The sequence below is a fragment of the Haemophilus parainfluenzae genome (genome assembly GCF_014931275.1).
Lineage (GTDB): Bacteria > Pseudomonadota > Gammaproteobacteria > Enterobacterales > Pasteurellaceae > Haemophilus_D.
The window spans coordinates 179,814-192,527 of record NZ_CP063110.1 but is presented as its reverse complement, the minus strand read 5'-3'; the positions used below and the strand labels follow the sequence as shown (position 1 = coordinate 192,527).

General features: G+C 40.4%; 11 protein-coding genes. 4 read left to right on the top strand and 7 right to left on the bottom strand.

Annotated features, from left to right (window positions below):
- Positions 1 to 59: 59 nt before the first annotated feature.
- From secA to INQ00_RS00925, 3 genes are all read left to right on the top strand, one after another.
- Entirely contained in the window at positions 60 to 2,756 is a 2,697-nt protein-coding gene (gene secA / locus INQ00_RS00935) for a preprotein translocase subunit SecA (RefSeq protein ID WP_197547022.1), read from the top strand.
- A gap of 87 nt (positions 2,757 to 2,843) precedes the next feature.
- The gene (mutT, locus tag INQ00_RS00930; RefSeq protein WP_197547483.1) at positions 2,844 to 3,248 is read left to right on the top strand and encodes an 8-oxo-dGTP diphosphatase MutT; all 405 of its coding nucleotides are present in this window, start codon (positions 2,844 to 2,846) and stop codon (positions 3,246 to 3,248) included.
- Positions 3,249 to 3,270: 22 nt separating this feature from the next.
- Entirely contained in the window at positions 3,271 to 4,935 is a 1,665-nt protein-coding gene (locus tag INQ00_RS00925; RefSeq protein ID WP_197547021.1) for a sulfatase-like hydrolase/transferase, read from the top strand.
- Positions 4,936 to 4,965: 30 nt separating this feature from the next.
- Here INQ00_RS00925 and holA read toward each other — a convergent pair whose 3' ends face one another.
- The 7 genes from holA to INQ00_RS00890 form a co-directional block, all read right to left on the bottom strand.
- Positions 4,966 to 6,003: a DNA polymerase III subunit delta gene (gene holA, locus INQ00_RS00920; protein WP_197547020.1), complete on the bottom strand. Its 1,038-nt coding sequence runs from the start codon at positions 6,001 to 6,003 to the stop codon at positions 4,966 to 4,968.
- On the bottom strand, positions 6,003 to 6,506 hold the full coding sequence (locus tag INQ00_RS00915) for an LPS-assembly lipoprotein LptE (protein WP_197547019.1): 504 nt from the start codon (positions 6,504 to 6,506) through the stop codon (positions 6,003 to 6,005). The genes holA and INQ00_RS00915 overlap by 1 nt, the downstream gene beginning before the upstream one ends.
- An 87-nt stretch (positions 6,507 to 6,593) precedes the next feature.
- The gene (leuS, locus tag INQ00_RS00910) at positions 6,594 to 9,182 is read right to left on the bottom strand and encodes a leucine--tRNA ligase (RefSeq protein WP_197547018.1); all 2,589 of its coding nucleotides are present in this window, start codon (positions 9,180 to 9,182) and stop codon (positions 6,594 to 6,596) included.
- Between the two features lie 118 nt (positions 9,183 to 9,300).
- Positions 9,301 to 9,588 (bottom strand): DUF167 family protein YggU, encoded by a 288-nt coding sequence (gene yggU, locus INQ00_RS00905; protein WP_128786903.1) that lies wholly within the window; start codon positions 9,586 to 9,588, stop codon positions 9,301 to 9,303.
- Between the two features lie 77 nt (positions 9,589 to 9,665).
- Entirely contained in the window at positions 9,666 to 10,211 is a 546-nt protein-coding gene (locus tag INQ00_RS00900; protein ID WP_197547017.1) for a YggT family protein, read from the bottom strand.
- Positions 10,211 to 11,158, bottom strand: a complete 948-nt coding sequence (gene corA / locus INQ00_RS00895; RefSeq protein WP_197547016.1) for a magnesium/cobalt transporter CorA — start codon at positions 11,156 to 11,158, stop codon at positions 10,211 to 10,213. Before corA ends, INQ00_RS00900 begins: the two co-directional genes overlap by 1 nt.
- A 312-nt stretch (positions 11,159 to 11,470) precedes the next feature.
- The gene (locus INQ00_RS00890) at positions 11,471 to 12,070 is read right to left on the bottom strand and encodes a YajG family lipoprotein (protein ID WP_049369783.1); all 600 of its coding nucleotides are present in this window, start codon (positions 12,068 to 12,070) and stop codon (positions 11,471 to 11,473) included.
- A gap of 84 nt (positions 12,071 to 12,154) precedes the next feature.
- Between INQ00_RS00890 and INQ00_RS00885 the strand changes: the two genes are divergently transcribed.
- Positions 12,155 to 12,466, top strand: coding sequence for a BolA family protein (locus tag INQ00_RS00885; RefSeq protein WP_197547015.1), 312 nt, complete (start codon positions 12,155 to 12,157; stop codon positions 12,464 to 12,466).
- Positions 12,467 to 12,714 lie beyond the last annotated feature (248 nt).

Here is a 12,714-nt window from a genome sequence, read left to right as displayed (position 1 = left end):
TGAACGAACCGATTTTTTAATCGGATGATCCTTTTTATTTTTTATTTGAAAGAGAAATTATGAGTTTTTTAACAAAAATTTTTGGTAGCCGTAACGACCGTATTTTACGTAAATTAAGAAAACAAGTTGCGAAAATCAACAAAATGGAGCCGGCTTTTGAAGCATTAAGTGATGATGAATTAAGAGCAAAAACTGACGAGTTCCGTAGCCGTTTAGCTAACGGTGAAACCTTACAACAACTTTTACCTGAAGCGTTTGCTACCGTGCGTGAAGCGGGTAAACGTGTACTCGGTATGCGTCATTTCGATGTGCAATTAATTGGTGGTATGGTGTTAACAAACCGTTGTATCGCTGAGATGCGTACGGGTGAAGGTAAAACCTTAACCGCAACCTTGCCTTGTTATTTGATGGCGTTAGAAGGTAAAGGCGTACATGTTGTGACAGTGAATGATTACTTAGCACGTCGTGATGCGGATACCAACCGTCCGTTATTTGAATTCTTAGGTATGACTGTTGGGGTGAATATCCCTGGCTTACCGCCTGAAGCAAAACGTGAAGCTTATGCGGCTGATATTACATACGCGACAAACAGCGAATTAGGTTTCGATTACCTTCGTGATAACTTAGCGCATTCTAAAGAAGAGCGTTTCCAACGTCATTTAGGTTATGCGTTAGTGGATGAGGTGGACTCAATCTTAATCGATGAAGCACGTACGCCGTTGATTATTTCAGGTCATGCGGAAGACAGTTCAGAGCTTTATATTGCGGTAAATAAATTAATTCCGAATTTAGTTAAGCAAGAAAAAGAAGACACCGAAGAATATACCGGTGAAGGCGATTACACCTTAGATCTTAAAACCAAACAGGCGTATTTGACTGAGCGTGGTCAAGAAAAAGTAGAGAATTGGTTAATCGAACAAGGTTTAATGCCTGAAGGTGATTCACTTTATTCACCTGCGCGTATTGTATTGTTACACCATGTTATGGCGGCATTACGAGCAAACACCTTATTTGAGCGCGATGTAGACTATATCGTGAAAGATGGCGAGATCGTGATCGTCGATGAACACACTGGTCGTACAATGGCAGGTCGTCGTTGGTCTGATGGCTTACACCAAGCGATCGAAGCGAAAGAAGGGGTAGAAATTAAGAGCGAAAACCAAACTGTTGCCTCTATTTCTTACCAAAACTACTTCCGCCTTTATGACAAATTAGCGGGTATGACAGGTACAGCAGATACCGAAGCCTTTGAATTCCAACAAATCTATGGTTTAGAAACTGTCGTTATCCCAACCAACCGTCCAATGATTCGTGATGATCGTACGGACGTCATGTTTGAGAATGAAGAATACAAATTTAATGCGATTATTGAAGATATCAAAGACTGCGTTGCTCGCAATCAACCGGTTCTTGTGGGTACCGTATCAGTTGAAAAATCAGAAATGCTTTCTCAAGCGTTAGATAAAGCGGGCATCAAACACAATGTATTGAATGCAAAATTCCACGCACAAGAAGCGGAAATCGTTGCTGAAGCGGGGGCACCAGGTGCGGTAACCATTGCAACCAATATGGCAGGTCGTGGTACTGATATTATCCTGGGCGGTAACTGGAAAGCTCAAGTGGCAAAATTGGATAATCCAACACCAGAGCAAATTGAGGCAATCAAAGCTGAGTGGGAGAAAAATCACGAGATCGTAATGCAAGCCGGTGGTTTACATATTATCGGAACAGAGCGTCATGAATCCCGTCGTATTGATAACCAGTTGCGTGGTCGTTCAGGTCGTCAAGGTGACCCAGGTTCTTCACGTTTCTACCTTTCTTTAGAAGATGGCTTAATGCGTATTTATCTGAATGAAGGTAAATTGAATATGATGCGTAAAGCCTTCACTCAACCAGGCGAAGCGATGGAGTCTAAGCTTCTTGCTAAAGTGATCGCATCAGCGCAAGCGAAAGTAGAAGCGTTCCACTTTGATGGTCGTAAAAACTTGCTTGAATATGATGATGTAGCGAACGACCAACGTCATGCGATTTACGAACAACGTAATTACTTGCTCGATAATGATGATATTTCAGAGACTATTAAAGCAATCCGCAGCGATGTATTTAACGATGTGATTGACCAGTATATTCCACCGCAATCGTTGGAAGAACAATGGGATATTAAAGGCTTAGAAGAGCGTTTAGCGCAAGAGTTTGGCCTTGAGTTACCAATTGAACATTGGTTAGAAGAAAATAATAATCTTCACGAAGAAAACTTGCGTGAGCGCATTATTCAAGAAGCGGAAGATGAATACAAAGCGAAAGAAGCGCTTGCGGGTGAAGAAACCATGCGTCATTTCGAAAAAGGCGTGATGTTACAAACCCTTGATGAACTCTGGAAAGAGCACTTGGCTGCAATGGATTATTTACGTCAAGGTATCCATTTACGTGGTTATGCGCAAAAAGATCCAAAACAAGAGTACAAAAAAGAATCTTTCCGTATGTTTACTGAAATGTTAGATTCTTTAAAACATCATGTGATTACGACACTCACTCGTGTGAAAGTACGTACGCAGGAAGAGATGGAAGAAGCAGAACGTGCACGTCAAGCAATGGCTGAGCGTGAAGCTCAAACGCATCATCCTGTAGGTGAAAACACAGAGCAAGCTCGAAGCGAGGACTATTCAGATCGCCATATTGGACGTAATGAACCTTGTCCTTGTGGGTCAGGTAAAAAATACAAGCATTGTCACGGCAATAAAGCCCGATATGCTTAGTTAAGGAAAAGAGCGGTTAAATTTTTGCGTGTTTTAAAACACCGCTAAAAATGACCGCTCTTTCTACTTTTGAGATAAGGAAAAATGATGAGTAAGCCTATCATTCAAGTTGCGGCAGGGATTATTCGTAATGAATTTGGGCAGCTATATTTGACCCAGCGTTTAGAAGGGCAAGATTTTGCACAGGCATTAGAATTTCCAGGTGGTAAAGTTGATGCAGGTGAAACCCCTGAAGAAGCCTTAAAAAGAGAATTGGAAGAAGAGATTGGCATTCATATTTTAAATGCTGAACTGTACGAATGTTTTCAATTTGAATATCCAACCAAAATTTTAGATTTTAGTTTTTACTTGGTCACAGAATGGATCGGCGAGCCTTTTGGACGCGAAGGCCAGGAAGGCTTCTGGCTTGAACAAGGGGAGCTTGATGCAGGGCAATTCCCACCAGCCAATTTGAAGCTGATTCAGCGTTTAGTGGCTGAAAGTGTCAAATAACATTTAATCAAATTTATTTATTATGATTTCAAGTATTTTTCTGAGTTTATTTTTTATTGCGACGGTGATTTTTATCGTCAATTCGCACTATCGTTGGACATATTTTTTTGCGATTGCATTATTCGTTTTATTGTTTAGCTCAATGTTTGCGATAACTGGTCAATGGCAACGCGGATTGAATTTTGCGTCCGTGCTTTTTGTTGTGTTGATGCTATTCCATCGAATGAAAATTCATTACTACAAACAACCTTTACTCATTTCAGATTTTTGGCTCGTGACAGACTGGCGAAATTGGGAAACCCTTTTACATTATAAAGGGGCGATTTTCGGCGTGTTGGGGCTATTAGGCCTACTTGGCTATGCAGTCTTTGGCTGGTCAGATGCAGAAAGTGCCGCAACTGGATTTCGTGTATTTGCAGCAATACTCGCTGCAACGAGCTTTGGGTTAATGTGGCATTATTCTAAAGATCCAGATGCAACAAAAGTCTGGCTGGATTCATTGCCAGATGATGGCCGAGATGTCTTTTTAAACTTACCAATGTCTTGTCGTGGCGTATTCTTTAAAGTGCCAGAATTTGAAGGTAATAGCCAAAAATTTAAAGAAAAAATGACCGCACTTTTAAATGAAAAGGCTGAGAGTAAAACTGAAAGTGCAGAAAAACCCGACATTGTGGTTTGTTTACAAGAATCAACCTTGAATCCTCATCAATTTGATTTTGATGCGGAAACCATCCCGCCATTTTCGATGTTTAATAAGCAAGAAGATACCGCATTTGTGAGTCCATTGCGTGTACATACGGTGGGCGGCGCAACGTGGAAATCTGAATTTGCTTTCCTTGCAGGGGTGCCTTCAACTGATTTTGGTGCTTTAGCAAGTGGGGTGTTTTATTCTGTTGTCCCACACTTACAGACGGGTTTTATTAAAAACCTTCGTGAGCAAGGCTATTTTTGCGTGGCGTTATCGCCTTTTACGAAAGGTAACTACAACGCAAAACCTGCTTATGACCACTTTGGTTTTGATTTGATGTTGCAACCACAAGATTTAGGCTATCCCGCATCAATCAGCAAAAATCTTTGGCATATTAGCAGTGAAGAGATGATGTATTACACCAAACTGATTTTGCAGAAACAGCATCCATCATTGGAAAATGTACAACAGCCCATGTTTGTTTATGTGCTCACGATGAAAGAGCATGGCCCTTACAACACGAATATGCTAAACCATTTTAATTTGGCGAGTAAGCGTTTAGGAGGAAAAGCGATTTCTTGCTTGAACGATTATATTGATCGTATTGATAGCCTTAATGAGGCGATTGAAGGTTTAAATGATTATTTAAAATCGCGTGAAACACCTTATGTATTCGGTTATTTTGGTGATCACCAAGTCGCTTTTGATAATCAGCTTCCACCGAAAAAAGGTAATTTTGTAAATCCAGATTATGTGACTCAATTTGTGGTTAGAACTAATCGTAAAACTGACTTTGTTCAACAGCAAGATTTCTTAGATTTAGCCTTTGTTGGTGGCGTGTTACTTGATGTGGCAGGTTTATCACCGAAAGATGACTTTATGCGAGCAAATATCGCTATGCGTCAGTTAAGCCAAGGTAAGCTCGAAGATGCAGAGGATATGGATTTAGTGAATAGTTATCGAAATTATCTGTATCAAGATTTAAAAATTGCACAATAATAAAAAATCTCGGTTAACGCCGAGATTTTTTTATAAGCAAAATTTAACCGATAAGTCTGCCAATTTTACCCACACGTCTTGACCGTATTCTTGCTTGGTTGTGCGCTCAATATCTGCCAACTTTTGCAATATTTCAAAGAGCTTTTGATAGGTGAGTCGTTGTATTGCCGCTGTATAAAGAGGACGACGACTTTGCCAAATTTTGAGACGGTCAAAATCCGCTTTGAGTGTCTGTGTTGGTAATTCCGTTTTAAGAGATGGATTACGTTGCTGTGGTTTTGTTAATTCTAACAAGGTGAGCAGTTCACGTTGCAAAGTACGTAATAAAATGACAGGTTGCACATCTTCAGCTTGTAAACCTTGCAAAATTCGCTTTGAGCGATTAGCCTTGCCTGATAACAAAGCATTAATCCATTGGAAAGGGGTAAAGACTGAAGATTGCTCTACGACGGATTTAACGCGGTTATAAGTGAGTTTGTGATCAGGATAAAGCAAATCTAAAAGCTGTAACGCTTGTTTCAATGCCAGGAGATTATTTTCATAGCTGTAACAAAGTAGTTGAATGGCTTCCTCATCAGCTGATAATCCCATGTTTTTTGTACGATGCTTCACCCAACGAGAAAGCTGTTCTGAACTCGGCGTTTGGCAGTTCACGATCACAGATTGCGGATCAAGTTGATTTGCCTGAATAAACCACTCTTGTTTTTCGGCTACTTTAGACAATTTAGGCAAGGTGAGAACAAGCAAGCTATCTTCATTTAATCCACTGATAAATTGCTGAAGGTTTTTCTGTAAAAGTGCGGTCAAATTCTCGGGTAAATTAAGAATGAAAATTTGCTTATTAAAGAAGAGCCCCATAGATTGGCTGGCCTCAATTAAGGCAGGCCAGTCAGTATTAGTATCTATGATGATTTGATTTTTTTCATCAAAACCTTGAAGAAGGGCTGCTTGATGAATGAGATCTTCACTTTCACTGAGCAACAGGGGATCTGTCCCAACCAAAAAATAGACTTTCGCTAAATGGCTGTTCAGGTTAGAGGCTAGTTGCTCAGGAAAAATGCGGTTCATTATTTTCCTTGAACTTGATGTTGCAAGGCGGCCATTTTATTAATTAACTGGCGAGCCGCTTGTTCACGCATATCATTCCAAATCACATCGCGCTCAGCTGATTTTGCTAATGCAGCACGAGAGTTATCAAAGAAAGTGCGGTTGATTTTTGCAGAGATTGGATAGGTTTCCCCATTTGCTAAACGCACGCTAGCCTCAACATCAAGGGTCAGTACTTTTTCTGCTTCACGGCCTTGTTTAAAGACTGACGCCACTTTATCGCTCGAAGTCTGTTTATTTAAACGCAACACTGGCACACCTTGTTTTGCAGGAACAAGGTTTACGTTGTTGCTAAGCAGTTGCTTACGCATTGCCATTGACATTTCACTGTATGGGTCGCTACTTTCAAGGGCCATTGTTTTTAATTCCGCCGGAACAGCAGCACCATTATCGAAGTGCCAACCACAAGCAGTTAAAAAGGCAGTTGCCCCAACTAAGCAGATCGCTTTGATTGATTTCATCATAAAAATTACCTGTAAAATTCACCGCACTTTATTTTGTTTAAGAGCCGTTTATGCAACGCTTGGAATAAAATGCAGTTATTTTATGGATTATTGCGGTTTAACCACCACATTTAACAATTTACCTGGTACATAAATCACTTTCACGATTTGTGTATTGTCAGTAAATTTCTTCACATTTTCATCTGCAAATGCAACAGTTTTCACGGTTTCCTCATCCGCATCAGCTGCAACAGTCACTTTACCACGTACTTTACCGTTGACTTGCACCACGATAAGTTTTTCATCTTCTACCATCGCCGCTTCATCAGCTTTCACCCATTCTGCATGGTCGATGTTGCTTTCGTTGCCTAAAGCTTTCCATAACTCAAAGCAGATATGTGGTGTGATTGGGTAAAGCATACGCACGACTGCGCTTAATGCTTCTGCCATAACCGCACGATCTTGTTCGCTTTCTAATGGCGCACGAGTTAATTTATTCATTAACTCCATCACTGCCGCGATAGCGGTATTGAAAGTCTGACGACGACCAATGTCATCACTCACTTTCGCGATCGTTTTATGCACATCACGACGAAGAGCTTTTTGATCTGCAGAAAGTGCGGTCACATCTAAAGCGGTTTTTGCAGGATTTTGGCTGTATTCATACACCAAATTCCATACACGACCTAAGAAACGTTTTGCTCCTTCTACGCCAGATTCTTGCCATTCAAGTGTCATTTCTGCAGGAGACGCGAACATCATGAAAAGACGCACGGTATCTGCACCGTATTTTTCCACCATCTCTTGTGGGTCGATACCGTTGTTTTTGGATTTCGACATTTTGGTCATACCGGTATGCACCAATTCACGGCCTTCCGGATCAGTGGCTTTGATGATACGACCTTTTTCATCACGCTCAAGGGTCACTTGCGTTGGGCTCACCCAAATACGCTCGTTGGTCGGGCTGGTGTAGTAGAACGCATCGGCTAACACCATGCCTTGGCATAATAATTTTTGCGCTGGCTCATCACTCGTTACGAAACCTGCATCACGCAATAATTTGTGGAAGAAACGGAAGTAGAGCAAGTGCATTGTTGCGTGCTCGATACCACCGATATATTGATCCACCGGTAACCAGTAATTAGCTTCATCTTTATCCAACATGCCTTCAGCATAGTTTGGTGAAGTGTAGCGTGCGTAGTACCAAGACGATTCCATAAAGGTATCAAAGGTATCGGTTTCTTTTAACGCAGGTTCACCATTGAAGGTAGTTTTCGCCCAGTTTGGATCGGCTTTAATTGGGCTTTTCACGCCGTCCATGACCACGTCTTCTGGCAGGATAATCGGTAAATCTTCGATTGGCGCCGGTACGGTTTCACCGTTTGGCAAGGTCAGCATTGGAATTGGTGCCCCCCAATAACGTTGACGGGAAACACCCCAGTCACGTAAACGGTAATTCACTTGGCGTTTACCCACGCCTAATTTTTCTAATTTATCCGCGATACCGTTGAATGCACCATCAAAATCTAAACCGTCAAACTCAGCAGAGTTCACTAATTTACCGTGCTCAACAAAAGCTTGTTTGGTTAAATCAATTTCTTCATCAGCAAGCGGTGCGATCACTTGTTTAATTGGTAAATCGTATTTTTGAGCAAATTCAAAGTCACGTTGGTCATGTGCTGGAACCGCCATTACTGCGCCAGTACCGTAATGCATTAATACAAAGTTAGCGACCCAAATCGGTAATTTTTCACCGGTTAATGGATGAATGGCGAATAAGCCGGTTGCCATCCCTTTTTTCTCCATCGTGGCAAGGTCTGCTTCCGCCACTTTGGCATTTTTCGCTTCACGGATGAATTCGGCTAATTCAGGATTCTTTTCTGCTGCTAAGTCCGCTAATGGATGCGCTGCTGCAATACCTAAATAACTTACACCATAGAAGGTATCTGGACGGGTCGTATAAACCGCAACTTTTTCTGCGGTATCTGCCACATCAAAAGTAATTTCGACCCCTTCAGAACGGCCAATCCAGTTGCGTTGCATGGTTTTTACCATGTCTGGCCATTGTGGAAGTTGGTCTAATCCACCTAATAATTGTTCTGCATAATCAGTGATTTTAATAAACCATTGAGGGATCTCTTTTTGTTCTACTGGAGTATCACAACGCCAACAACAACCGTCGTGCACTTGTTCGTTCGCCAACACAGTTACATCGTTCGGACACCAGTTTACGGTTGAGTTTTTTTTGTACACTAAGCCTTTTTTGTAAAGCTCAGTGAAGAACCATTGTTCCCATTTATAGTATTCTGGACGGCAGGTCGCAATTTCGCGATCCCAGTCATAACCAAAGCCCAACATTTTGAGCTGGTTTTTCATGTATTCGATATTTTCGTAAGTCCATTTCGCGGGTGCAGTTTTATTTTTAATTGCAGCCCCTTCAGCCGGCAAACCAAATGCATCCCAACCAATTGGCTGTAACACATTTTTACCGTTCATACGTTGATAACGAGAAACCACATCACCGATTGTGTAGTTACGCACGTGGCCCATGTGTAAACGACCAGATGGGTAAGGGAACATTGAAAGGCAGTAATATTTTTCTTTAGACGTATCTTTGATTGCTTTGAAGACTTTATTTTCAGCCCAATATTGTTGAACTGCAGGTTCAATCAAATCGGGACGGTAATGTTGTTGCATAGAAAATCACCTTAAATTTTGACCGCACTTTGCGGCATGTTTTGATTTGTAAAATGTGATATAGGATAGCGTAAAACAGGGAAAATTGGTAGAAAGTGCGGTGATTTTTTTGCTGATTTTATAAGAGATTTTGAATTTCAGATGGAATTAATTTAGGCGAAGGAATCCAAACTTGTTTATGTCGGTTTAATTCACCTTTTTCAAGAACTATCGAGCTTTTGGGTACTTTGAATGCTTTACTCAAAAATTTCAGCAAGTGAGCATTGGCTTGACCATCAACAGGTGGCGCGGTGATCGTGATTTTGAGTTCGTCATCATGTAATCCCACGATTTGATCTTTGCTAGCTTTGGGTTGCAAAATGATTTTGAGACGTAGCCCTTCAGTCGTTTGTTCGATTGCTGACATAACTAAATTTACTTACCATATTTACAATAAGGGCTGGAAAATCCAGCCCGAAAAATAATGTTATTTTTGACCGCACTTTACGCAGCAATTGCCCATAAAAGGTTAAAGTAATCGTAAAAGAGATTATTCAAAAATAACAGGATAATGGCAATAACCATCGGTGAAAAATCAATCACGCCCACAGTTGGTAAAATGCGTTTAATGGGTTTCAATAATGGTTCGGTAAGTTGATATAACGCATAGAATGCAGGATTATTGCCACGATTAAACCAGCTTAAAATTGCACCGGCGATTAATACATAGAAAATGGCTATACCGATATTTTTAATCAGCCCTAATATGCCCAATAGTAGGAAGTAGTTGAGATTTAACCCGCCGAATAGAATCGATTTTAATCCGCAAAGCAAGAAGACTAAAACCAGCGCAGCGGTTTCCACTTTTTTCACCACTGGAAAAACTTTACGCAATGGGGCAATAACTGGCTGGGTAAATTTCAGCGTAAATTGAGAAATGGGATTGTAATAATCCACATTCGCTAATGGTAGCCATACGCGTAAAATTAACACTAAACAATATAGATCGATAATCGATCCTAAAAATAACGCAGTTTGGGAAATTTCCATTATAACCAACCTTTCCGTTTGAAATAGATGTAAGGTGTAATCGCCGCACCAATCATTAAGCCAATAGCCATTGGGTAGCCATATTTAAAATGAATCTCCGGCATAAATTCAAAGTTCATTCCGTAAGTGGATGCCACAAGTGTTGCCGGTAGGAACATCACAGAGACCACCGAGAAGAATTTCATGATTTTATTCTGCTCGATATTAATATAACCCATTGCCGCCTGCATTAAAAAGTTTACTTTTTGGAATAAAGACTCATTGTGCGGTTGCAAGGATTCGATATCTCGTAAGATTTCACGAGCTTGTTCTAACTGATTTGCCGGTAAACGCGTTTTACGTACCAAGAAACCCAATGCGCGTTGTGTATCCATCAAACATAAGCGCACTTTAGAACTGGTATCTTCTTGTTCTGTTAGCGTATTTAAGGCTTCATCGAAAGCTTCATCTTGTGTACCGTTTAGAATTACACGGCTTAATTTTTCTAAATCCGCATAAACGTTTTCGATAACATCCGCTAATTGCTCAATCTTGGTTTCAAATAAGTCGAGTAAAACTTCATATGCATTACATTCTAATAATCGTTGACTACGGGAACGCATACGATATAAACGGAATGCAGGTAATTCACGATCGCGTAGGGTAAATAAGCGCCCATCACGAATAGTAAACGCCACGCTTGCGAGGTCGGCGTAATTTTCTTCGTCTTCACAATAAAAGAATGAGTGCAAGTGCAAGCCGTCTTCGTCTTCAAAGAAACGCGCGGATGCTTCGATGTCTTCTAATTCGAGGAATGAGGCGAGACTTTGTCCTAAGCCTTCTTGCAACATTTCACGTTCTTCCCCTGTCGGCTCCAGTAAATCTAACCAAATGGCAGAACTGAGCTCGGCTGGTTCGTCATCAATACGAAGCAAGCGGGAATCGTTAATGGCAAAAGCGTTAATCATTGGTCATACTCCTTTGGGGATTATGAAGATCCAACAGTGAACAAAAAAAGATCAAACGAAATTGGCACTAGAGAAAAGTGCGGTCAAATTTTTGTATGTTTTAAAAATGGGTTTCGTTCGATAAAAGATGCCGAAGAAAGGTAAATTGATTACCAGCGAACTCTCGCTGATAAGAGGCGAGAGTCTAAAGCGATATTCGGTATCGACTATGACTGTCCAAAGTGTGTGTCCTTCTCGTTAAAAAATCGGGCGAATGTTACGCTTGAAAGGCGCTTTCGTCAAGTATTATTGAAAAGGACACGGCACTTTTAATTAATTAGTATATTGATTAATTGCGTTAGTAACTTCTTGATCTTGATAAATATTATTAACAATATCTTTGAAGGTTTCGCCTAGCACTTTTTGAATTTCATCATTGCTCGCATTAAATGCGCCAGATTGTGAACGGGTCGCATTAAAGGTTTTGTTGTATTGTCCGCGTGGACCTTGTACATAAACAACTGCTTGGATTTTGCTGTTCAAGGTATAACGTAAATTACCTTGATCTACGTGAGTGTTGAATTCTTTCACTTCAACGGTTACACCAGCATTCGCATTATTAGCTTGTCCGATACGGAACCCTTTGCTGACTAAATTTTGTTGCATTACTTGTTGGAAAAGTTGAGTAACGCTTGGTGATGCGTTTAATTTAATCAGCTCACCTGATTTAGTATAGGTTGCAATTTCTTGTTGTGGGCGAGAATCGCGAGTATTAACTGTTACCACTGCTGATTGGTTAATATTCATTGATGCAGTTGGCGATTGAGGGGTAAAAGTTAAGGTATTAGATTGCGCTTGGCAACCTGCTAAAAATAATGTTGCAGCGGCCAACGTCATTGTTGATAATGCTTTGATTTTGTTTGTTACTTTCATAATTTCCTCATTGAATTAGGTTAATTTGTGTTATTCTTACAAACTTAACGCTGAATGTATAGCAAAAAGTTAGGGAGTTTATTTATGTCAAAACAGCAAGAATTATTAGAGAGAATTCAGACCGAATTTCAACCGCACTTTGCCACCGTAGAAAATGAAAGTCATATGCACAGTTCCGGTCGAGGGGCTGATTCTCATTTTAAATTAGTGATTGTCAGCGATGCTTTTGAAGGCATTCGCAAGGTGCAGCGCCACCAAAAACTTTACCAACTTTTTGCTGATGATTTAAAAAATGGCATTCACGCATTAGCGCTTCACCTTTATACAAAAAGCGAATGGGAGAGCCTAGGTGAAGCATTTCCAAAATCACCAAATTGTCTTGGTGTTGGACAGTAAGTGTTCCCTTACGTTCCCTATAGTCGATTTTCATAAGAAGAGAGAAGGTAAGAGACATTCTCTCTTTTTTATTTTTAATTCCTATTTATTTCTAACTCCTAATAAGTATGAGTCTAAAAGGTTCACAAATATTTCACAAAAAGTAAGGGCGTAAAGTGGAATAAAAGCCCATTTTTCGATAAAATAAGGCGCTTTTAATTTTCGAATTTCAATTTCTGGATGTGTAAGTAATTTCTTACTCATCGAGG

What these genes read in the sequence shown, in the direction of transcription:
- INQ00_RS00915 (WP_197547019.1), bottom strand. Translation starts at nt 6,506, where the DNA reads ATGATGAAATCAATCAAAGCGATCTGCTTAGTTGGGGCAACTGCCTTT.
- holA (WP_197547020.1), bottom strand. Translation starts at nt 6,003, where the DNA reads ATGAACCGCATTTTTCCTGAGCAACTAGCCTCTAACCTGAACAGCCAT.
- leuS (WP_197547018.1), bottom strand. Translation starts at nt 9,182, where the DNA reads ATGCAACAACATTACCGTCCCGATTTGATTGAACCTGCAGTTCAACAA.
- INQ00_RS00890 (WP_049369783.1), bottom strand. Translation starts at nt 12,070, where the DNA reads ATGAAAGTAACAAACAAAATCAAAGCATTATCAACAATGACGTTGGCC.
- mutT (WP_197547483.1), top strand. Translation starts at nt 2,844, where the DNA reads ATGAGTAAGCCTATCATTCAAGTTGCGGCAGGGATTATTCGTAATGAA.
- secA (WP_197547022.1), top strand. Translation starts at nt 60, where the DNA reads ATGAGTTTTTTAACAAAAATTTTTGGTAGCCGTAACGACCGTATTTTA.
- corA (WP_197547016.1), bottom strand. Translation starts at nt 11,158, where the DNA reads ATGATTAACGCTTTTGCCATTAACGATTCCCGCTTGCTTCGTATTGAT.
- yggU (WP_128786903.1), bottom strand. Translation starts at nt 9,588, where the DNA reads ATGTCAGCAATCGAACAAACGACTGAAGGGCTACGTCTCAAAATCATT.
- INQ00_RS00900 (WP_197547017.1), bottom strand. Translation starts at nt 10,211, where the DNA reads ATGGAAATTTCCCAAACTGCGTTATTTTTAGGATCGATTATCGATCTA.
- INQ00_RS00925 (WP_197547021.1), top strand. Translation starts at nt 3,271, where the DNA reads ATGATTTCAAGTATTTTTCTGAGTTTATTTTTTATTGCGACGGTGATT.
- INQ00_RS00885 (WP_197547015.1), top strand. Translation starts at nt 12,155, where the DNA reads ATGTCAAAACAGCAAGAATTATTAGAGAGAATTCAGACCGAATTTCAA.